Below are 20457 nucleotides of genomic sequence, written 5' to 3'. Positions count from 1 at the left end.
CAAATTATAATTTACTGTAATAACCTTCTTTTAAGGCGTCATGTAAATTTGCAGCTGTGTGAATTTCGCCATCGTAGCTAATTTCTTCGTTACCTTTTGCAGTGATCACTGTGCCGTTAGCCAACGTAAATTCATAACTTACGTTTTCTAAGTCTTGCTCTTTAACTAATACCCCTTGATGCACTTCAGGGTTAAATCTAAATGTAGTACAACCTTTCAGTCCTTTATCGTAGGCATACATATAAATATTTTTAAATTTTTCATAACTAAAATCGGTAGGAATATTAATGGTTTTAGAAATAGACGAATCAATCCAATATTGTGCTGCTGCTTGAATATCAACATGTGCATTGGGACTTATTGCATCACTTGCGACAAAATACTCAGGCAATTGTTTTGTAACATCATCGGTGAATGGCAATGCATCAGGGTTGACCCGTTGTCGATAAGCTAAAAGCTCAAAGCTCGATACCGCAACGGATTCTTTTGATTTTTTACCTTCACGAATAATATTACGGTGATATTCATGAGCAAAGCTCGGTTCAATACCATTAGAAACGTTATTACCTAAACTTAGCGCTAACGTCCCAGTTGGGGCAATTGAGCTATGATGGGTAAAGCGGGCTCCAACTTTTGATAGTTCCTCAACAAGTTCGGGCTTTTCTTGCGCAATACGTTGCATATAGCGACTATATTTAGCGTGTAACACTGCACCTTTAATTTTATCTCCCACCTTAATGCCATGCTCTTTCATTTCTGGACGTTTTGATAGCATGCTTTCAGTGACAGTAAACTGTTGTGCTAATATTGGTGCGGGTCCTTTTTCCTTAGCAAGATTAAGTGCTTCTTCCCAACCTGTGATCGCAAGCACCTTTGATACTTCTTCGGTAAATGCTACAGCTTGTGGACTATTGTAAGCAAATTTGAGCATAGTAAGCGCCGAACCAAGTCCTAAATATCCCATACCGTGTCGACGTTTATTTAGAATCTCTTGCTGTTGTTCTTCTAACGGTAAGCCATTTATTTCCACTACGTTATCTAACATACGCGTGAATACTTTGATCACTTCTTTGAATTTACTCCAATTGAACTGTGCTTGTGCAGAGAAAGGATTATCTACAAATTTAACTAAATTTATTGAACCTAACAAACACGCACCATACGGTGGTAAAATTTGCTCTCCACACGGGTTGCTTGCGCGTAATTGTTCGCAAAACCAATTATTGTTCATATCATTAGCATGATCTATTAATAAAAAACCTGGCTCTGCATAATCAAATGTATTGGTCATTATCATATCCCAAAGTCTTGCTGCAGGAAGAGTTTGATAGATTTTACATGCGACTAAACCTTGCTCATTAACTATATAGTCGTGCTGTTTAATAAACTCTTCGCTGTAACAATTTTCTTTAAAGTGGATAAGTGCTTTATTATCGAGATCAATATTATCTGCGCTTAACTCTTTCTGCGAAATTGGAAACACTAAATGCCAATCTTGGTTATTTTTTACTGCATTTATAAAGTTATCACTAATAAGTAACGAGAGATTAAATTGACGGAGTCGGCCATCTTCTCTTTTAGCTAAAATAAATTCTTTTACATCAGGATGGCAAATATCAAATACGCCCATTTGGGCACCGCGTCTTCCACCAGCTGAGCTGACGGTAAAACACATTTTGTCAAAGATATCCATAAAAGATAATGGACCAGAAGTTGTCGCGCCTGCACCAGCTACGTATGCTCCGCTAGGTCGTAAGGTTGAAAATTCGTAACCTATTCCACAACCAGCTTTCAAGGTGAGTCCTGCTTGATGCACTTGTGACAAAATTCCAGTCATAGAATCGTTGATAGCACCTGAAACAGTACAATTTATTGTTGAGGTTGCGGGCTTAAATTCAGCCGCTCCTGCATTAGAAATTATTCTACCTGCTGGGTATGCACCACATTCCATTGCCCAAACAAATTGCTCTAACCAGTGCTTTTTGTTTTTCGGCTCTAGCGCTGCTAATGTTTTAGCCACTCGATAGAAGGTATCAGTGATCGTTTGTTCTTGAGGATTGCCGTGCTTATCTTTTAAGCGATATTTTTTATCCCAGATATCCCAAGAAGCAGGCTGTAATTCAACTGCCGATGTTAAAGCGGTGTTAAGCCCTATAGTTTGCGTAGTCATTGTCATTCCTTTTTAGTTCTAGTGAGAAACGTTAACGTTGACTAATGCTACTTAATATTTTTTTTAATAAAACTCGAAACACAAGATATTGTGATCTAGATCACGCTAAAACACCACATATTGATATTAATTACATTTTGTACTACTAGATATAGTGATTTACTAATCATTAAATATCAAAATATCTCAACATTGCTGTAGTCGCAAATGTATTCTTTGATTGTTAAATTTTCTATCATTTATTTAACAACACAACGGCTTTGTTCTTTAAAATTTCCTGCTTTCCAAATCGATTTCATCACTGTGGTTCACTTTGTATGCTATGACAGGGAAGTTAATACCATTGTCCATAAAGATGTGACCACATTCTTACACGCACGATTATAAAATGGCAGGAAGCATGTACATATTCATATAAAAAACAATCGTTTAGCATCAGTACAGGGGTAGTAACATGGCTTGTATTTACATAATTAACCCTAACGCAATAGCTAGAGTTTTTGCATTTAGTCGTTAACACAATATAGGTAACCAAGTAATATAGGAGACCAAGTATTTGCAGGCTTTATTTTAGTTTGATACCAACATCACACGGGGAAACACATGTTAAAGTTATTAGTTTTTGTTTTGGCATTAATGCCTACGTTATCAGTTTCAAATACCATCACGGTTTTGATAAACCACGATGATGGTGGTAAAAAAAGCCAGCGCCACTTAAAAAGATTTCTAAATGTGTTAAAGCAGAAAGGCTGTGATGCTATTCCGTACCAAAACACTGCCCAGCCTGCGCAGCTTTTATTCGATCCAACCCCTCGCTCAATCGCTTTAAAAGATCATCCAGACTATCAGTTGATTGCTATTGCAAAAACGCTAGATAATGACACTTATATTAAAGGTGCAATTGTTGTTAAAGCCAGTATAGGCATTAAAGATCTTAACTCTCTAAAAGGGTATTGGTTTGCATTTATCAACAAGCACTCTTGGCCTGGGTATATGCTACCAAGTAAGTTACTTAACGATGTAAATATTAATGAGGAGAACAGCCATTTTTATTTTGTTGGCAATTATATTGGTTCAGCAGCAGCTTTGGGACATCAAGATGTACAAGTTGCCATCATTGCCCACCCATTAGCTACACGTTGGGCTGATCTTAATGACTATTCAATTGTTGCGGTTACAGAAGCGGTAGAAACAGGGGGCTGGTGGATACATAAAAACATCTCATCCTCGATTAGGCAGCAATGTACAAGGGCATTAACTCAACTAAACAGGTCTGAACATAAAGTTGTGCCTGCTTGGATTGACGGGTTTAAAAAAGTAAATGATAAAGGCCAATAGTAAGAACACTTCTTTGCAAAAATATTTTTTTCTTAGAGTATTAACTTAAGCTCCCTATTTATCGTTTAATGCTAGGGCATGTTGAACTTTGCTGTACATTTTTGCAGGGATTTATTTGGTGTTTATACAAGACTGAACTTATGTAATGGGGTTGTTCCCCATAAATAAGTGAAAACGCCGTAGAAAAACCAAAGAGGCGCTGTCCTACGGATACGTTTAAACATGATTTACTTTTCGTTGCTTACACGGAAGTAGGTACTTAGCGTGAGCAGGACGCGGAAGCTGTCTAGCTCATTTATGTAAAATACTACACTGTATTCGCTACGCCTCAATTAAATCATGTTTAATTCGTACAAAATTTGTACTCGAAAGATCAACACGCCCTAAATTATTTTACAAAAAAGTGTCAATTTTAGTTTAAATATACAAAGCTGACGGCACATAAACTAAGGTAAGTGCTCACTTGCAAGGTAATCGCTCGACTGCATCTCTTGCAAACGACTTAAACAACGTTTAAATTCAAACTCTAAGCCGCCATGTGTGTATAACTGCTCCATCGCGACTTCAGCCGAAATAATGAGTTTTACATTTCGCTCATAAAACTCATCAACTAAAGCAATAAAACGTCGCGCTGCGTCATCGCAATCAACATTCATTTGTTTAACGTTAGCCAATAGAACTGTGTGATATATTCTACTTAACTCCATATAGTCACTTTGGCTACGAGCAGACACACACAAAGTAGCAAAGTCAAAATGCACAATGCCGTCAGATTCCTGCACTGTGACTAACTCACGATTGTTAATCTTAATTTTTTTTAATTTAACACCCTGCTCAAATGAAAGCTGAGTAAAGTACTTTTCAAGGTTATCGTCTGCAACTTGATCCAGGGGAAAGTGATAAATTTCAGCTTGCTCCAACGTACGTAAACGATAATCAACGCCGCTGTCGACGTTAATCACGTCACAGTTTTCATTAATTAACTTTATTGCGGGTAAAAAACGAGCACGCTGCAGGCCATTGCGATAAAGTTCGTCAGGAATAATATTTGAAGTTGCTACTAACGTTACTTTATGTGCAAACAATTCTTCAAATAACGTACCTAAGATCATTGCGTCGGTAATATCTGAGACAAAGAATTCATCAAAACAAATAATGCAGGTTTCATCTGCAAAGCGTTTAGCTATGATCTTCAAGGGATCAGACTTGCCTGTTAACGTTTTTAGCTCTTGATGAACTCGATGCATAAATCGGTGAAAGTGTACTCGCATTTTATTATCAAACGGTAAACAATCATAAAAAGTATCGACCAAATAAGTTTTTCCTCGTCCAACACCTCCCCAAAAATATAAACCTTTTACTAATGTTTGCTCTTTTTTAGCGACAACACGTTTCCACCGGTTTAGCACTTTTTTAAAACCTGTTACCGGTAATGGTTTATTAAGCAGGTCTTCATATAATCGTTGTAAATTTTTAACTGCATGCTCTTGAGCCGCATCATATTGAAAGTCATCTCGAGTTAAATCTTGTTTATATTTCTCAAGTGGGGAAAGATTTATCATTTATCGACCGTTTATATATAGTTGGGGTGTATTAATATTTGAAATAAGCTAACCCTTACTTAACTAAGACCAATTGCACTAAAGAGTTGAGCAATTGTATAATCCACTTGGTATAGTATAAATAAATGCGTTAGATTAACTGGTATAATACCAATTCTATTCAGTTTATTCCAAGCGCTGAATAACATTAACAAACGTAAAGTTGGTATAACTGTTTTCATTGGACACAACGAAGGTACACACTATGGAAGTTTTAACAATTATTGTTCTTTTACTTGTAGGCGGCGTTTTAGGCTTTATTGCAAGTAAATTTATATCTCCCTCTTCAATCCAAGCTAAGAAACTGGCAACTCAAGTAAGCGAGAGTGAAACCGCATTAGCCCAGTATAAACTAGACGTTGCCGAGCATTTAGATCAGTCTGCAAGCCTACTCGCTCAAATGAATGACACCTGTCAAAAAGCAATGCTACAAATGGAACAAAGTACCAAGCTACTCCAACAAGTCACTCCAAATGACCTTGATGCTATGCCTTTCTTCTCTAAAGAAACTCAGGAACAATTAGCACAAACGGTAAGTTTACGACACGAGAAAAAAGAAAAAGCTGAGCGCAAAGATTCTGTAGAGCCGCCATTAGATTACTCAGGTGAAGCCACCGGCTTATTTGCTGATAAGAAACAAACTGTTACAAATGCAGAGGTTGGAAATTAGGAACTTGTTCTCTATATATTAGTCTTTATAGGTACACAGGGTTTGTATGCTTACTCGATGATTGATCAGTAATATATTATTTGTACATAAAGGCATGAGTCAATTTTTATCAACGATAGCTATGTACAATAATTTCCTTGCCCTGTTGAGCTTATTTAACAACTTTAAATAGTATAAATGCCTTAGTTAGGAGTAATTTATCGTATGAAGAAAATATCAATTATCTGTAGTTCTATATTACTAACAACAACGTTAGCTATCTCTTCTTTACCTGCACAAGCTAATCTACCATTGCAATTAAATGGTCAACAAATGCCTAGTTTAGCTCCAATGCTGGAGAATGTTACGCCTGCTGTGGTACTTATATCAGTTAAAGGTACTCATGTAGAAAAACAGAACATCCCCGATGCATTTAAATTCTTTTTTGGTAATCCTAGACAGAATCAAGCCCGAGAACGTCCTTTTCGAGGTCTAGGCTCAGGCGTTATTATTGATGCTGACAAAGGCTATATCGTAACAAATAACCATGTAATTAGAGAGGCAGACGAAATTCAAGTAACCCTCAAAGATGGTCGTCAGTTAGACGCTAAAAAAATTGGTGCCGATGAAAGTAGTGATATTGCATTAATACAAGTTGAAACTAAAAACTTGGTTGAAATAAATGTATCCGACTCTGATAAGTTACGTGTAGGTGACTTCGCTGTCGCTATTGGTAGCCCTTTTGGTTTAGGACAAACTGTTACCTCTGGTATTGTTAGCGCTTTAGGGCGTAGCGGCTTAAATAATGAAAACTATGAAGACTTTATTCAAACAGATGCTGCTATCAATAGTGGTAACTCGGGTGGTGCATTGGTAAATTTACGCGGTGAGTTAATCGGTATCAATACTGCAATTATCGGTCCTAATGGTGGTAATGTCGGTATTGGCTTTGCCATTCCTAGCAATATGGTAAAAAACCTTGTTAGCCAAATTTTAGAGTTCGGTGAAGTTCGCAGAGGTGTTTTAGGCGTTTCTGGCTACAGTGTTAATGGTGAAATTGCTAAAGCAATGGAATTAGATGCCAACCAGGGTGGCTTTGTGGAGCGAGTCGAACCAGATTCTGCTGCAGAAGAAGCCGGTATTGAAGCGGGAGATGTTATAACCCAAGTAAATGGTAAACATGTTAAAAGCTTCAGTGAGTTAAGAGGAAAAATTGGTTCAATAGGAGCCGGAAAAGATGTTGAGCTAACTGTGGTTAAAGCTAATGGTAAGTCTAAAACTTACACCGTAACTTTAAAGAAAACACAAAGTGCAAACATCGAACCTGCAAGTATTCATAGTATGCTTGAAGGCGCTAAGCTCAATAACCAATCAAAAGGTCTTGGCGTGATCGTAGGTGACGTTGAAGAAGGCTCTCCTGCTGAAGTTATTGGCTTACGCAAAGGTGATATTATTGCTGGCGTCAACAAAGCCCGTATTAAGAATATTGCAGAACTTCGTGATTATTTATCAGAAATCAAAGGTATTTCTTTATTAAAAATTATTCGTGGCAACACAATATTTTATATCAGAATTCGCTAATATTTATCAAACTCTACAAAAGGCTCTTCATTGAGCCTTTTTTGTGAGCGTTGTTCAGAAAAGTTGTGGTAAGCTAATACAAAATATTCTTTCGTTTTTACTACACTTAAAACAAATTACTTAAAGAAACTATAACCTTGAAACTGTTAAGCGCATTAAAATACATCTTAAATTCAGCAAGCTACGGTGTAATAGTCGCAGTTGTTTTATTATTATTAATACCAGAATTACGCGATGGAAATGGTTCTTGGTGGAATATTCTAGCCTCATCTAAACAAAGTGAGCAGCCTCATTCTTATGCTAGGGCAGTACAGCAAGCAAGTGCCGCAGTAGTTAATATATATTCTGAAAAAATACAGCCCTCATTTAATTATAATCGAAGCCATCGCACTACAGAATTAGGCTCTGGCGTAATAATGAATGCAAATGGCTACCTATTAACAAATTATCATGTTGTTCAAGATGCTGACTTAATTGGTGTAGTTCTTCAAAATGGTGACCGGTATCCCGCAGAGTTAATAGGTTATGATGTTTATACTGATTTAGCCGTTTTAAAAGTTGCGGCGACGAACTTACCTACGATCCCTCAAGATGAAAACCTAACCTCTTATGTTGGTGATGTTGTGCTCGCTATTGGTAACCCTTTTAATCTTGGGCAAACAGTAACTCAAGGCATAATTAGTGGTACAGGACGCAGCGGTTTGAGCAGTACAAGTTATCAAGAATTTCTACAAATGGATGCGGCAATTAATGAAGGTAATTCAGGTGGTGCCTTAGTTAACAGCAATGGGGTGTTAGTTGGTATTAATTCACGAAAATATATTAATTCACGTGAATATTCCTTTGATCCTGAATTAAGTATTCAAGGCATATTTTTCGCAGTACCTTATAAGTTAGCGCATAAAATAATGCGTAAAATCATTGAGGATGGACGTGTAATTCGTGGTTGGTTAGGCGTATCTACCAACTCACGTTTTGCTAGGTCTACAGGCTTCTTAATTGGCGAGATCCAGCCTAATAGCCCTGCTCATAAAGCAGGATTGCAAGTTAATGATCTAATATATCAAATCGATGGCGTTGAAATACACTCGATCAGCCAAGCTCTAGATATTGTTGCAGAAACCAAGCCTAATACTACTTTAATTTTTAAGGTTGCTCGCGGTGAGTTACCTCTTGATATCCCTGTAGTCATTGAAGAAAAACGATAAAAAAAGCCAGTAATAATACTGGCTTTTTATTCAAACTTTCTCTTTAGCTAACTCGCCAGATCAGTTGGTTTTTATTCTAACAATGTTAGCACCAAGTTTTTGCAGTTTATCTTCAATATTTTGATAGCCACGGTCAATATGATAAATTCGGTCAACTTGTGTTTCGGTAGTAGCAACTAATCCGGCAATAACTAAACTGGCTGAAGCACGTAAATCAGTGGCCATTACCTGTGCGCCCGTTAGCTTTTCAACCCCTTTTGTCATCGCAGTATTACCTTCTAATGAAATATCTGCACCCATACGCTGTAATTCAGGCACATGCATAAAGCGATTTTCAAAAATGGTTTCGGTTGTGGTAGCAACACCTTCTGCAATAGCGTTTAACGTTACAAACTGCGCTTGCATATCAGTTGGAAATGCCGGGTGCGGTGCTGTTTTAATATTTACCGCTTTAGGGCGTTTATCCATTGATAATTCAATCCAGTCAGCGCCTGTAGTAACATTTGCCCCGGCTTCTTGTAGTTTACTTAATACTGCATCTAAAGCACTAGGATCAGTATTAGTACATTTTACTTTTCCTCGTGTAACTGCAGCAGCAACTAAGAACGTTCCTGTTTCAATACGATCAGGCATCACGCTGTATTGTCCGCCATGAAGGCTTGGAACCCCTTCAATAACAAGGGTATCACTTCCAGCGCCTGAGACTTTCGCACCCATAGCATTTAAGCAATTGGCTAAATCTACAATCTCGGGTTCTCTTGCGGCATTTTCAATGTAAGTTGTGCCTTCGGCAAGCGCCGCTGCCATCATTAGGTTTTCAGTGCCTGTTACACTGACTACATCCATAAAAATATTAGCGCCTTTTAAACGACCGTTGTTGTCTGCAACAATATAGCCATTTTCAACTTCTATATCTGCACCCATTAACTTTAAGCCATGAATGTGAAGATTTACAGGGCGAGCGCCAATAGCACAACCACCAGGTAGGGAAACTTCTGCATGACCAAATCGAGCTAATAACGGTCCAAGGACTAAAATAGAAGCACGCATTGTTTTAACTAATTCATAAGACGCTTTATATTGATTAACGTTACTTGCATCTATTTTAACTGTGTTATGGTCTTGCCACTCAACAATCGCGCCTAATTGTGTTAGTAACTTAACTGTTGTCTCTATGTCTTTCAGACGAGGAACATTACTAATAACAATGGGAGTTTCTGATAATAAGGTTGCCATAAGAATTGGCAACGCTGAATTTTTTGCGCCTGATATTGCAACTTCACCGTTAAGTGCTATGCCGCCTGTAATTTTAAATGCGTCCAAATGTACCTCTTTGAAATTATTGTTGTGGATTATAGGGGTAAATTGAACATTTTTTCACGCTGCCAATCTGACGTGGTAAATGTTTTAATAGTTACTGCGTGTATTATTCCGTCATTAATGACTTGTGCAAGCGGAGAGTAGATGGCTTGTTGTCTTTTAACGCGACTTAATTCACCTAAAAAATCAGCGACTGCTATTACAGTACACTGAGAACCATCAAATTTTACATGTAGTTCGTCTAACGCAACCGCGTCATTTATCAACTTTTCAATTGCTGAAATTTCCACTTAAGTCTCCTATAAATTTATTCTAAGATTATATACCTAAACAACCTCAAATTGCGAGTTTGAAGGCTTGATAACAAGTGTTGTATTGTTAATGGCTAGGTAAAAAAGAATCTACCGCAGATAGTTTTACTAAGTTTTGTAACTCTGTCGACAAATGAGTAAAGCAAACCTTACTTGATTGGCTTGATGCAAGCTCAACTAAAGTTAGCAACCATGCAAGACCTGCGGTATCTACTTTTACAATACCCGCTAAATCGATAGTGACATTTTTTTGTTCAAAAAAACGAACTGACTGCTTTTCTAGCGCTTGGGTAATAGTAGCTTGGGTTAATTCGCCTGCTAACGCAATACCATCATCATTCATTGTAATTTTTACGGTCATAATAGCGTATAGCCTTATTTAAAAACGATATCTTTAGCGCTTTTTTCTTTTAACATTTGGCTAACATGAGGTAAGCCTTTTTGACGTATCAAGCTGCTAAACTCTGCTTGTTTACTATCAAGTAAACTTATACCTTCAGCAACCATGTCATAAGCCTTCCATTCGTTGGTTTTTTTATTTTTTCTCACTCTAAACGAAATATTAATAGGCTCTCTTCCAGGCTCTATTACCGAGGTATTTACAGCGACCACATTACTATTGCTAAAATCTCTCGCATGGCCAAATTCTACTTTTTGATTGTTATATAATGTGAAAACTTGTGCATAAGAAGTGACCAAATATTCGCGAAATACTTTAGTAAACTCAGCACGCTCTGCTTTTGTAGTTCTTCTAAAGTTTTGCCCACCAATCACTTTGAATGCAGCGTAGCGATAATCAATATAAGGCAACAATTCTTCACGAACAATCGTTTTTAAAATATTTGCATCTTTACGAATATTATCTTGCTCGTTAGCAAATCGCTTAAATGTAATATCTGCCACCACTTCAATTAACTTGTAAGGGTCTTTACTATCGATAACACGCTCAGCTGCTGCGCTAGTTGATAACGAAAAGGTTACGAGAAAAGCAAATACTATTGTTACAGCTTTATTCAATATTTTCATTTTATACTCCTTCAAACGGTTTAATCACTACCTTGACTAAATAGGAATTGACCGATCAACTCTTCTAACACTAAAGCAGGTTTTGTATCTTCAATAAAATCGCCATTCACTAATGTACCAACTGATTCATCCATAAACCCTGGTAAGAGACCAATATATTGCTCACCTAATAAGCCGGCGGTAAGAATAGATACCGACGTAGCTTCAGAAAAATGATTGTATTGTGCGTTTATATCTAAGGTAACAACTGGCGTGTAATCTTCAGGGTCTAACGAAATATTACTCACCCGTCCTACAACAACTCCACCAACTTTAATTGGCGAACGTACTTTTAAACCACCAATATTGTCAAACTTAGCGTACAGTTGATATGTTTCACTATTACCTGAAATACCGCTATTAGCTACTCTCAGCGCTAACATTAGTAATGCTGCAATACCTAACGCTGCAAAAAAGCCTACCATTAATTCTATTTTCTTCGACACCATGTCTTCCACCAAACTCTTAATAAAATAATAATTACTTTGTAAACATTAACGCTGTTAATACAAAGTCTAATGCTAAAACTAATAAAGACGACTGCACCACGGTTGAGGTGGTTGCTCTGCTTATACCTTCAGAGGTAGGCTCACAACTATAGCCTTTATAAACTGCGATCCAGGTAACTACAAATGCAAAAGCAATACTTTTGATAATACCGTTTACGATATCTTTTTCGAACGACACTTGTGACTGCATCACTGACCAAAAAGTACCGCTATCTACACCTAGCCATTCAACGCCCACCAGATGTGCACCAAGAATACCTACAGCTGAAAAAATTGCAGCTAATAAGGGCAAAGTAATCATGCCTGCCCAAAATCGAGGCGCAATCACTCGGCGTAATGGATCTATTGCCATCATTTCTAAACTTGAAAGCTGCTCTGTAGCTTTCATCAAGCCAATTTCTGCCGTTAAAGCTGAACCTGCACGACCTGCAAAAAGCAAAGCAGATACCACAGGGCCAAGTTCGCGCAATAACGATAACGCAACCATAGGACCTAAACTTGCTTCAGCGCCATAGCCTACTAATATAGTATAGCCTTGCAATGCCAACACCATACCAATAAATAAACCAGACACTACGATAATTACAAGCGAAAGCACCCCAATAGCATAGAGTTGCTTAATTAATAAGGGGTAACCTTTTCTAAAATTTGGCACATGCATCAACGACGATAACAGCATTAATATTGCACGACCAAGACCTGAAATCGTAGTAATAACTTGACGGCCAAGTTGTTGGATCATATCCATTATTTGACTCCCTTACCAATTAGCTCTTCTTGATAAGACGCAGCTTTATAATGAAATGGTACAGGGCCATCGGCTTCACCTTTAATAAATTGTTGCACTAGCGGAGATGCTTGCTTAGCTATGTCATCTGGTGTGCCGTGACCAATTATTTTTTGTTCGGCAATAATATAAATATAATCGGCAATACTCATCACCTCTGGGACATCATGTGAAACAACCACTGAAGTCAAACCTAGTGCTTCGTTTAATGAACTAATTAACCGAACAATCACACCCATTGAGATAGGATCTTGGCCGGCAAAAGGCTCATCATACAAAATCAATTCAGGGTCTAACGCAATAGCTCGCGCAAGTGCGGCACGACGTGCCATACCACCGGATAGTTCACTTGGCTTTAAATTACGAGCACCTCGTAAACCTACAGCTTCAAGTTTCATTAGCACCATTTTGTCGATAATATTTTCTGATAATTGAGTATGCTCTCTAATGGGAAACGCTATGTTTTCATATACACTCATATCACTAAATAGCGCGCCACTTTGAAATAACATACTCATACGTTTACGTATTTGATAAAGCTCTGAGCGAGAAAGTGTAGGAATATTTTGGCCATCGAAAAGAATTTTTCCTGATTCAGGACGAATTTGCCCGCCAATTAAACGTAATAGTGTTGTTTTCCCTATGCCACTAGGGCCCATTATACCAGTCACTTTTCCTTTTGGGATCGACAAACTAATGTCATTGTATATGACCCGCTCTTGACGCTTAAAAGTAAGGTTTTTAATTTCAACTAATGGTTGTGACATATTATTAAGCAACATCAATGTTAATGTTTAAAATTCTGAGGCCATTTTACCTGAGCGAGCACATTACTGCATTAGATAATTAATAATTTTCTGACGCAGCGAGTAAAATGGTCCGATTAATCGTAAGCAAATGTTATTTAGCTTTAATCTTAGCCTTAGTTTTCGTTTTCAATGAAAAGAGTTACGAGGAACAACCCCATTACCTAATTCAGCCTTGTATAAACACCAAATAAATCGCTGTAAAAATGCACAGTAAGGTTCAACACCCCTAATATCTGCCGCAAAAATATACAGAAATGTTCAACATGCCTTAATTAACAAATAAAATTTTAATGTATATCCCCTTTATTCTCTTGAAGATTGACATATAATGACATTTCTTTGCCTACTAAAATTATTCATCTTATTTTGCTAACAACCAGCGACAATTTTGCTGTAATTTAGGAGTTGTTAATGCTTGTACAAATATTAATCTTATTATTGTCCCTTGTCGTTTTAGTTTGGAGCGCAGACAAGTTTGTTTTTGGCGCGTCTGCGCTTGCAAGAAATTGTGGCATATCGCCTATGATTATTGGTTTAACAATTGTAGCAATGGGCTCTTCTGCTCCTGAAATGATGATTTCTACAACGGCCTCGCTACAAGGCAATGTAAATACAGCAATTGGTAATGCAATAGGCTCAAACATTACAAATATTGCACTAGTATTAGGTATAACTGCATTACTACAACCATTGTCTGTTTCATCTTCAACAGTAAAGCGAGAAATTCCATTAATATTAGCTATCACAGCATTAGCTTACTTTATGCTAGCTGATAATTACTTTAGTTTTATCGAAGGCTTAATTTTAATGATTGGTTTTGTCGTTTATATTATGGCCTTATTAATAATAACCCTACGTAACTCCAAACAAAAAAAGCTTGATGACGCTTTATTAACTAGCGCTGAGCAAGATGTACCGGTAACTACCACACCTAATGCCATATTTTGGCTGATTATTGGCATGGTATTATTACCGCTTAGTGCTAAATATTTAGTTGATTCATCAGTGTTTATTGCCACTGCCTTTGGGGTAAGTGATTTAGTGATTGGATTAACTGTTATTGCTATTGGTACCAGTTTGCCTGAATTAGCAGCAAGCATTGTAAGTATTATTAAAAAAGAAGATGACTTAGCTATTGGTAATATTATTGGCTCTAACATTTTTAATATATTAGCGGTACTCTCATTAGCTGGCTTAATTGCCCCTGGTGACATAGATCATGATGTTTCCTTAAGAGATGCACCTTATATGCTTGGCGTTACCCTGTTATTATTCTTTCTTTGTTTTAGTAGACGTTTCGGTAACTTTAGAATTACACGCGTAAAAGGTTTTGTATTAATAATGACCTTTATTGCTTATCAAGTACTATTATTTAGTCAGTTAAAAGGGTAGTCAGTTAAGGCTAAACTAATTTATGAAAAACTTTAAACAACAAGCTCTCAATGTTATTCAAATAGAGCAAGAAGCAATAAATGAATTAACAAAGTTTATTGATGACAGTTTTACTAAAGCCTGCCAGTTAATGTTTGACTGTACAGGTCGCGTCATCGTTATTGGTATGGGAAAATCTGGCCATGTAGGTGGTAAAATCGCGGCTACTTTAGCAAGTACGGGCACTCCTGCGTTTTTTGTTCACCCGGGCGAAGCAAGCCATGGTGATTTAGGTATGATCACCAAAGATGATGTAGTTATGACTATTTCTAACTCTGGCGAAACCGGTGAAGTTTTAGCCATAATCCCAGTATTAAAACGTATAGGTGCTAAACTTATAGCCATGACTGGTAATAGTGACTCTACCCTAGCTAAGCTTTCCGATACCCATGTTTGTATAAAAGTCTCTCGTGAAGCCTGTCCTTTGGGTTTAGCTCCCACTTCCAGCACAACCGCAGCTTTAGTAATGGGTGATGCTATCGCAGTAAGTCTGTTGCACGCACGTGGTTTTACGGCTGATGACTTTGCACTCTCTCATCCAGGCGGTAGTTTAGGCAAGCGCCTTTTACTGCGTTTATCAGATATAATGCACACTGGCGATCGATTACCTGTTGTGCATCAAGATGCTAAAATTACCGACGCATTAATGGAGATGTCTTTAAAAGGGCTTGGTATGACTGCTGTTGTTAATGATAAAAATGAATTAATCGGCTTATTTACTGATGGTGATTTGCGCCGGATACTTGATGAAAAGGTAGATATTCACCACGACCAAATTCATTCCGTTATGACGAAAAAACCCAAAGTAGCTAGCGAAGAAATGTTAGCTGCTCAAGCGTTAAAAATAATGGAAGATAAGAAAATTAATGGACTAATTATTGTCAATGCAAGTAACCAACCTATTGGTGCAATGAATATGCACGATTTACTAAAATCAGGAGTACTTTAATACAATGAAAACACTCTATGGTGAAGTGAATCAAGCAATTATAGAAAAAGCAATAAATATCAAATTATTTGTGTGTGATATTGACGGTGTGTTTTCTGATGGACGCATTTATTTAGGTAATGATGGCGAAGAGCTTAAAGCATTTCATACAAAAGATGGTTATGGCATTAAAGCATTAGGTGCAAATGGCGTTGACGTGGCCGTTATCACTGGCCGACAATCAAACATTGTTCAGACCCGTATGACAGCACTTAATGTAAAACATATAGTGCAAGGTGAAGAAAATAAGTTGCCCGCGTTAAAAAAGATGTTAAGTGCCCTATCATTAAAACCTAATCAAGTGGCTTATATTGGCGACGATATGCCTGACTATGAATGTATGGCCTATGTTGGCTTAAGCATTGCTGTTAATGATGCACACCCCACTATTTTGAACCTTGCCGACTATACCACCACAATAAGAGGCGGCTTTGGTGCGGTAAGGGAATGTTGCGATTTAATAATGTTGAGCCAAAACACTTTACACTTTGCTACAGGCGCTAGTGTATGACACGGTTAACCGGCTTCGCCATCTGTTTTTTTATTCTAGCATTAGCTGCGTATGGCGTTGTTGACTGGCTTCAGTCAAAAACAAAAACAGAACAAGTGATCACTAATGAAATGACACCAGACTTTATTGCTGAGACCTTAAATAGTGACATATATAATGCTCAAGGTGAGCTAACATATATTATCGATGCGCAGCGTATGGAGCATTACGCAAACTTATCTGTAACCCACTTTGAATTTCCACAGTACACCCTTTTTACAAAAAATAGTGAAACACCTTGGAAACTAAAAGCTAATGAAGGGACTCTATATAGTAATAATCGCGTACGGCTACAAAATCGCGTAACATTAACGGCAACAGATCAATCAAGCTTAATACAAGAAATTCATGGTCGGTATTTAGAGTTAGATCTTAATACTAATATTATTAGTTCTGAGCAAACTATTATGATTGAAGGGAAAGACTTCACCATATATGGTTCAGGACTAATTGTAGACTTAAATACAAAACAAATGACGTTGACTGAACATGTACAAACCATTTTTAAAAGTATTAAAAACTAGCCTTATTATAGTAGGCATGAGCTCAGCATTAGTTTCGACAAGTTATGCTGACAAATTAGACTTAAAAAAAGAAATTAATATCGATGCTTCTCGACAGGCTGCTGATTTAAAAAATAAAATATTTAGCTATATCGATAATGTTGTGATCACTCAAGGCACGTTACGGATCAAAGCTGATTTAGTACAGGTGATCACTGACACCGAAACCGACGAAAAAACATATATAGCCAAAGGCAATCCTGCAACCTTTTCTCAAAAGCTTGATGACGGTACGCCCATATACTTACAAGCTAATGAAATTAAATATCAGCCTAGCCAAAATATCGTAGTAATTTCTGGTAACGCAGAATTGCGCCAAGAAGGAAGCAAAGTCAGTGGCAGTATAATTACTTACAATTTTGTCACGGAACAAGTCAGTGCCGATAGCGATGCGGATAGTGATGAAAATAATCGAGTAAAAACTGTATTACAACCCAAAGCGTTGGATAAAAATTAACTTATGGAAATATCAACTCTTTGTGCCACAAGCTTAGCGAAAGCTTATAAAGGCCGTAAAGTAGTAAAAAATGTAAGCTTGCAGGTTCAAGAAGGGCAAATTGTCGGTTTACTTGGACCAAATGGCGCAGGTAAAACAACATCGTTTTACATGATTGTAGGGTTAGTGCCTAATGATAGTGGCAGTATAATACTCAACGATGAAGATATCACCTTACTCCCTATGCACGAACGCGCACGAAAAGGTATTGGTTATTTACCTCAAGAGGCCTCAATCTTTCGAAAACTCACTGTACACGACAATATAATGGCCATTTTACAAACACGAAAAGAACTTTCTGAGATTGAACGTCAAGAAAAGCTTGAACATTTATTAGAAGAGTTCAATATTAACCACATAAAAGACAATTTAGGTATGAGTCTTTCAGGTGGCGAGCGGCGTCGTGTAGAAATTGCCCGTGCCTTGGCTGCTGATCCTAAGTTTATTTTACTTGATGAGCCTTTTGCAGGCGTTGACCCTATTTCAGTAGGAGACATTAAAAAAATTATTCTACACTTAAAACAACGAGGCATTGGTATATTAATTACAGACCATAATGTACGTGAAACTTTAGATGTATGTGAACACGCTTATATTGTAAGTCATGGCGAATTGATCGCAGAAGGGGATTCAAATCAAATACTGGCCAACCAAACAGTAAGAGATGTATACCTTGGTGAGCAATTCACGCTATAGTATATTCAAACTATAGTATTAGTTAATGCGATAAACGTTATTAATAATTAAAGGAACATAAGTATTTCGATGCGCCCTAGTCTGCAGCTCCGAATTGGACAACAACTTACAATGACTCCACAGTTGCAACAAGCAATAAGATTGTTGCAACTGTCGACCTTGGATCTTCAACAAGAAATACAAGAAGCGTTAGACAGTAATCCATTATTAGAAGTTGATGAATCTTCAAATTCAGATCAGGAAAGTAGTACAGATAATTTCGATGATGCTTTTTCTGCCTCTACAACTGAAACAAGTACGACTGATAATAATGATGGCAGTGAAGACTCTACACCAACGATAGACGAAATATCCACTACTGAGGCAATGGACAAAAACGAGATCCCTGAAGAATTAAATATAGACACAACATGGGATGAAAGTTTTAGTGCCGGTGTATCAAATACAGGCGTAGGTGTTGCGAGCGAAGATTACACATATCAGGGCGAAACTGTCGATTCAATTCAAGACCACCTGCGTTGGCAAATGGACTTAACTCCCTTCTCTGATACAGACCGCGCGATTGCCACAGCGATCATAGATGCTATTGATGACGCTGGCTATTTAACTGTTTCAGCTGAAGAAATATTAGAAAGTGTAGGCGCTGACGATCTAGAGCTAGATGAAGTAGAAGCCGTTATTAAACGGATTAATATGTTCGACCCTATAGGTGTAGGTGCACGTAGCATTTCTGATTGTTTAATTATTCAGCTTAATCAATTTGACAAATCAACACCCTGGCTAGAAGAAAGCAAATTAGTATTACGCGAGCATATCGATTTACTTGGTAGTCGTGATTATCGACAATTAATGCGTAAAACTCGCTTAAAAGAAGATCAGCTCCGTGAGGTTATCCGCTTAATTCAAACATTAGATCCTCGCCCCGGTGACAGTGTCATTAAAGGTGAAGACCAATACGTTATTCCTGATGTTTCCGTTGAGAAAAAAAATGGTCGTTGGGTTGTTGAGCTCAATCCTGATACTGCGCCTAAATTGTCAGTAAACCAGCAATATGCCTCAATGGCACGCTCTATGAAGTCCTCAACTGATAGCCAATTTATTAGATCAAACTTGCAAGAAGCCAAATGGTTTATTAAAAGTTTAGAGAGCCGCAACGACACGTTATTAAAAGTGTCTAACTGTATCGTGCAGCGCCAGCAAGGCTTTTTTGAACATGGACCTGAAGCGATGCGCCCCATGGTGCTAAACGATGTTGCAGAAGCTGTAGATATGCATGAATCTACAATTTCTCGCGTAACAACACAAAAATATATGCACACTCCTCGAGGCATATTTGAACTTAAGTTTTTCTTCTCTAGCCATGTAAGTACCGAAAACGGTGGCGAGTGCTCATCAACTGCAATTAGAGCATTGATTAAAAAACTTGTGGCTGCAGAAATACCAGCTAAACCGCTAAGTGACAGCAAAATGGCTGAACTACTCGCAGAGCAGGGTATTAATGTTGCACGAAGAACAATTGCAAAATACCGAGAGTCTTTATCTATTCCCCCTTCTAATCAACGTAAAAGTTTACTTTAAGTAAACGCAACAATAAGGATTGAATGTTATGCAAATTAATCTTACAGGTCATCATGTTGAAATTACCGAGGCATTACGTGAAAGCGTAAATACAAAATTCGCAAAATTAGAAAGACATTTTGATCAAATTCATAATGTTTACGTGGTGTTAACAGTAGAAAAGAATAGTCAAATAGCGGAGGCAACCGTTAACCTTAGCGGAACAGAAGTACATGCTAAAGCCGATAACGCGGATATGTATACTTCAATAGATCGACTCGTCGATAAACTAGATCGCCAAATATTAAAATATAAAGGCAAAATAACTCAACATTAACGCTATAAAATATAGCTAAGTAAACCGGTATCATGAAGTTACTTGAACTACTTAGCTTGAACTGCACTTTATGTGCAGTTCAAGCCACAAGTAAAAAGCGAATACTAGAAGTTATCTGTGATGCAGCTTCTAACGAACTTAACGACTCATCAACTTATGAATTATTAACAAGTTTGATGGCACGAGAAAAAATGGGTTCAACAGGGATAGGTAATGGTATAGCCATTCCTCACGGCCGATTAACTAATTCAAACAAAACTGTCGCAATAGTTGCCACTAGTGAACAACCGATAGAGTTCGACGCGATAGATAATAGACCTGTTGATATTTTTATTGCATTATTTGTTCCTGAGCAACAATGCGAAGAACATTTAGTGACATTACAAAATATCGCAGAGCTGTTTACCGACAAACAGCTTTGCAAACAAATTCGAAAGAGTACTACTGCGCAAGAAATGTTTGATTTAATTAAACAAGCCAGTTAATTTTTT

At 37.5% G+C, this 20457-nt stretch carries 22 protein-coding genes; 13 read left to right on the top strand and 9 right to left on the bottom strand.

Features of this window, described 5'->3' with window-relative positions:
- Nucleotides 1-4: 4 nt before the first annotated feature.
- Nucleotides 5-2170, bottom strand: a complete 2166-nt coding sequence (locus QUD79_RS02615) for an adenosylcobalamin-dependent ribonucleoside-diphosphate reductase (protein WP_184424514.1) — start codon at nt 2168-2170, stop codon at nt 5-7.
- Between the two features lie 603 nt (nt 2171-2773).
- Here QUD79_RS02615 and QUD79_RS02610 point away from each other — a divergent pair.
- Complete coding sequence (locus QUD79_RS02610) at nt 2774-3508, top strand: phosphate/phosphite/phosphonate ABC transporter substrate-binding protein (protein WP_184424513.1); 735 nt, start codon at nt 2774-2776, stop codon at nt 3506-3508.
- A gap of 446 nt (nt 3509-3954) precedes the next feature.
- Here QUD79_RS02610 and zapE read toward each other — a convergent pair whose 3' ends face one another.
- Nucleotides 3955-5070, bottom strand: coding sequence for a cell division protein ZapE (zapE, locus tag QUD79_RS02605; RefSeq protein WP_184424512.1), 1116 nt, complete (start codon nt 5068-5070; stop codon nt 3955-3957).
- 244 nt (nt 5071-5314) lie between these two features.
- On the opposite strand from zapE, the gene QUD79_RS02600 reads away from it, so the two are divergent.
- The 3 genes from QUD79_RS02600 to QUD79_RS02590 all read left to right on the top strand — a co-directional run bounded on the left by QUD79_RS02600 (nt 5315) and on the right by QUD79_RS02590 (nt 8547).
- The gene (locus QUD79_RS02600) at nt 5315-5779 is read left to right on the top strand and encodes a ZapG family protein (RefSeq protein WP_184424511.1); all 465 of its coding nucleotides are present in this window, start codon (nt 5315-5317) and stop codon (nt 5777-5779) included.
- A gap of 204 nt (nt 5780-5983) precedes the next feature.
- Nucleotides 5984-7339: a Do family serine endopeptidase gene (locus tag QUD79_RS02595; protein WP_184424510.1), complete on the top strand. Its 1356-nt coding sequence runs from the start codon at nt 5984-5986 to the stop codon at nt 7337-7339.
- A gap of 137 nt (nt 7340-7476) precedes the next feature.
- Nucleotides 7477-8547 carry a trypsin-like peptidase domain-containing protein gene (locus QUD79_RS02590; RefSeq protein WP_246454963.1) on the top strand — a complete coding sequence of 357 codons (1071 nt, stop codon included), beginning with the start codon at nt 7477-7479 and terminating at the stop codon, nt 8545-8547.
- A gap of 60 nt (nt 8548-8607) precedes the next feature.
- Here QUD79_RS02590 and murA read toward each other — a convergent pair whose 3' ends face one another.
- The 7 genes from murA to mlaF form a co-directional block, all read right to left on the bottom strand.
- The gene (gene murA / locus QUD79_RS02585) at nt 8608-9870 is read right to left on the bottom strand and encodes a UDP-N-acetylglucosamine 1-carboxyvinyltransferase (protein ID WP_184424509.1); all 1263 of its coding nucleotides are present in this window, start codon (nt 9868-9870) and stop codon (nt 8608-8610) included.
- 29 nt (nt 9871-9899) lie between these two features.
- Nucleotides 9900-10157, bottom strand: a complete 258-nt coding sequence (locus QUD79_RS02580; RefSeq protein WP_184424508.1) for a BolA family protein — start codon at nt 10155-10157, stop codon at nt 9900-9902.
- A gap of 88 nt (nt 10158-10245) precedes the next feature.
- Nucleotides 10246-10539 (bottom strand): STAS domain-containing protein, encoded by a 294-nt coding sequence (locus QUD79_RS02575; RefSeq protein WP_184424507.1) that lies wholly within the window; start codon nt 10537-10539, stop codon nt 10246-10248.
- Between the two features lie 14 nt (nt 10540-10553).
- A complete protein-coding gene (locus QUD79_RS02570; protein ID WP_184424506.1) occupies nt 10554-11204 on the bottom strand; it encodes an MlaC/ttg2D family ABC transporter substrate-binding protein in 651 nt (216 codons plus the stop codon).
- A gap of 20 nt (nt 11205-11224) precedes the next feature.
- Nucleotides 11225-11692, bottom strand: a complete 468-nt coding sequence (gene mlaD, locus QUD79_RS02565) for an outer membrane lipid asymmetry maintenance protein MlaD (protein ID WP_184424505.1) — start codon at nt 11690-11692, stop codon at nt 11225-11227.
- A gap of 31 nt (nt 11693-11723) precedes the next feature.
- Nucleotides 11724-12500 (bottom strand): lipid asymmetry maintenance ABC transporter permease subunit MlaE, encoded by a 777-nt coding sequence (gene mlaE / locus QUD79_RS02560; protein WP_221435186.1) that lies wholly within the window; start codon nt 12498-12500, stop codon nt 11724-11726.
- Nucleotides 12500-13306, bottom strand: a complete 807-nt coding sequence (gene mlaF, locus QUD79_RS02555; RefSeq protein ID WP_184424504.1) for a phospholipid ABC transporter ATP-binding protein MlaF — start codon at nt 13304-13306, stop codon at nt 12500-12502. The genes mlaE and mlaF overlap by 1 nt, the downstream gene beginning before the upstream one ends.
- A 453-nt stretch (nt 13307-13759) precedes the next feature.
- Here mlaF and QUD79_RS02550 point away from each other — a divergent pair, with 453 nt between their 5' ends.
- The 9 genes from QUD79_RS02550 to ptsN all read left to right on the top strand — a co-directional run bounded on the left by QUD79_RS02550 (nt 13760) and on the right by ptsN (nt 20451).
- Nucleotides 13760-14740 (top strand): calcium/sodium antiporter, encoded by a 981-nt coding sequence (locus QUD79_RS02550; protein ID WP_184424503.1) that lies wholly within the window; start codon nt 13760-13762, stop codon nt 14738-14740.
- 22 nt (nt 14741-14762) lie between these two features.
- Complete coding sequence (locus QUD79_RS02545; protein WP_184424502.1) at nt 14763-15728, top strand: KpsF/GutQ family sugar-phosphate isomerase; 966 nt, start codon at nt 14763-14765, stop codon at nt 15726-15728.
- Between the two features lie 4 nt (nt 15729-15732).
- The gene (gene kdsC / locus QUD79_RS02540) at nt 15733-16278 is read left to right on the top strand and encodes a 3-deoxy-manno-octulosonate-8-phosphatase KdsC (RefSeq protein WP_184424501.1); all 546 of its coding nucleotides are present in this window, start codon (nt 15733-15735) and stop codon (nt 16276-16278) included.
- Nucleotides 16275-16841, top strand: coding sequence for an LPS export ABC transporter periplasmic protein LptC (gene lptC / locus QUD79_RS02535; protein WP_184424500.1), 567 nt, complete (start codon nt 16275-16277; stop codon nt 16839-16841). Before kdsC ends, lptC begins: the two co-directional genes overlap by 4 nt.
- Nucleotides 16842-16857: 16 nt before the next feature.
- Nucleotides 16858-17337, top strand: a complete 480-nt coding sequence (gene lptA / locus QUD79_RS02530; protein WP_184424499.1) for a lipopolysaccharide transport periplasmic protein LptA — start codon at nt 16858-16860, stop codon at nt 17335-17337.
- A 9-nt stretch (nt 17338-17346) separates the two neighbouring features.
- Entirely contained in the window at nt 17347-18072 is a 726-nt protein-coding gene (gene lptB, locus QUD79_RS02525; RefSeq protein WP_184424533.1) for an LPS export ABC transporter ATP-binding protein, read from the top strand.
- A 69-nt stretch (nt 18073-18141) separates the two neighbouring features.
- Nucleotides 18142-19650 (top strand): RNA polymerase factor sigma-54, encoded by a 1509-nt coding sequence (locus QUD79_RS02520; protein WP_184424498.1) that lies wholly within the window; start codon nt 18142-18144, stop codon nt 19648-19650.
- 28 nt (nt 19651-19678) lie between these two features.
- Nucleotides 19679-19966: a ribosome hibernation promoting factor gene (gene hpf / locus QUD79_RS02515; RefSeq protein ID WP_184424497.1), complete on the top strand. Its 288-nt coding sequence runs from the start codon at nt 19679-19681 to the stop codon at nt 19964-19966.
- A gap of 32 nt (nt 19967-19998) precedes the next feature.
- Complete coding sequence (gene ptsN, locus QUD79_RS02510; RefSeq protein WP_184424496.1) at nt 19999-20451, top strand: PTS IIA-like nitrogen regulatory protein PtsN; 453 nt, start codon at nt 19999-20001, stop codon at nt 20449-20451.
- The last annotated feature ends 6 nt before the right edge of the window (nt 20452-20457 follow it).

This window comes from Thalassotalea piscium (assembly GCF_030295935.1).
GTDB lineage: Bacteria > Pseudomonadota > Gammaproteobacteria > Enterobacterales > Alteromonadaceae > Thalassotalea_B > Thalassotalea_B piscium.
Note: the sequence above shows the minus strand (reverse complement) of the source record. Positions and strands in the feature narration are given on the sequence as shown.

Bases quoted from the DNA above. Each gene is read 5' to 3' on its own strand.
- QUD79_RS02615 (WP_184424514.1), bottom strand. From the start codon at position 2,170: ATGACTACGCAAACTATAGGGCTTAACACCGCTTTAACATCGGCAGTT.
- QUD79_RS02610 (WP_184424513.1), top strand. From the start codon at position 2,774: ATGTTAAAGTTATTAGTTTTTGTTTTGGCATTAATGCCTACGTTATCA.
- zapE (WP_184424512.1), bottom strand. From the start codon at position 5,070: ATGATAAATCTTTCCCCACTTGAGAAATATAAACAAGATTTAACTCGA.
- QUD79_RS02600 (WP_184424511.1), top strand. From the start codon at position 5,315: ATGGAAGTTTTAACAATTATTGTTCTTTTACTTGTAGGCGGCGTTTTA.
- QUD79_RS02595 (WP_184424510.1), top strand. From the start codon at position 5,984: ATGAAGAAAATATCAATTATCTGTAGTTCTATATTACTAACAACAACG.
- QUD79_RS02575 (WP_184424507.1), bottom strand. From the start codon at position 10,539: ATGACCGTAAAAATTACAATGAATGATGATGGTATTGCGTTAGCAGGC.
- QUD79_RS02570 (WP_184424506.1), bottom strand. From the start codon at position 11,204: ATGAAAATATTGAATAAAGCTGTAACAATAGTATTTGCTTTTCTCGTA.
- mlaD (WP_184424505.1), bottom strand. From the start codon at position 11,692: ATGGTGTCGAAGAAAATAGAATTAATGGTAGGCTTTTTTGCAGCGTTA.
- mlaE (WP_221435186.1), bottom strand. From the start codon at position 12,500: ATGGATATGATCCAACAACTTGGCCGTCAAGTTATTACTACGATTTCA.
- mlaF (WP_184424504.1), bottom strand. From the start codon at position 13,306: ATGTCACAACCATTAGTTGAAATTAAAAACCTTACTTTTAAGCGTCAA.
- QUD79_RS02550 (WP_184424503.1), top strand. From the start codon at position 13,760: ATGCTTGTACAAATATTAATCTTATTATTGTCCCTTGTCGTTTTAGTT.
- QUD79_RS02545 (WP_184424502.1), top strand. From the start codon at position 14,763: ATGAAAAACTTTAAACAACAAGCTCTCAATGTTATTCAAATAGAGCAA.
- kdsC (WP_184424501.1), top strand. From the start codon at position 15,733: ATGAAAACACTCTATGGTGAAGTGAATCAAGCAATTATAGAAAAAGCA.
- lptC (WP_184424500.1), top strand. From the start codon at position 16,275: ATGACACGGTTAACCGGCTTCGCCATCTGTTTTTTTATTCTAGCATTA.
- lptA (WP_184424499.1), top strand. From the start codon at position 16,858: ATGAGCTCAGCATTAGTTTCGACAAGTTATGCTGACAAATTAGACTTA.
- QUD79_RS02520 (WP_184424498.1), top strand. From the start codon at position 18,142: ATGCGCCCTAGTCTGCAGCTCCGAATTGGACAACAACTTACAATGACT.
- hpf (WP_184424497.1), top strand. From the start codon at position 19,679: ATGCAAATTAATCTTACAGGTCATCATGTTGAAATTACCGAGGCATTA.
- ptsN (WP_184424496.1), top strand. From the start codon at position 19,999: ATGAAGTTACTTGAACTACTTAGCTTGAACTGCACTTTATGTGCAGTT.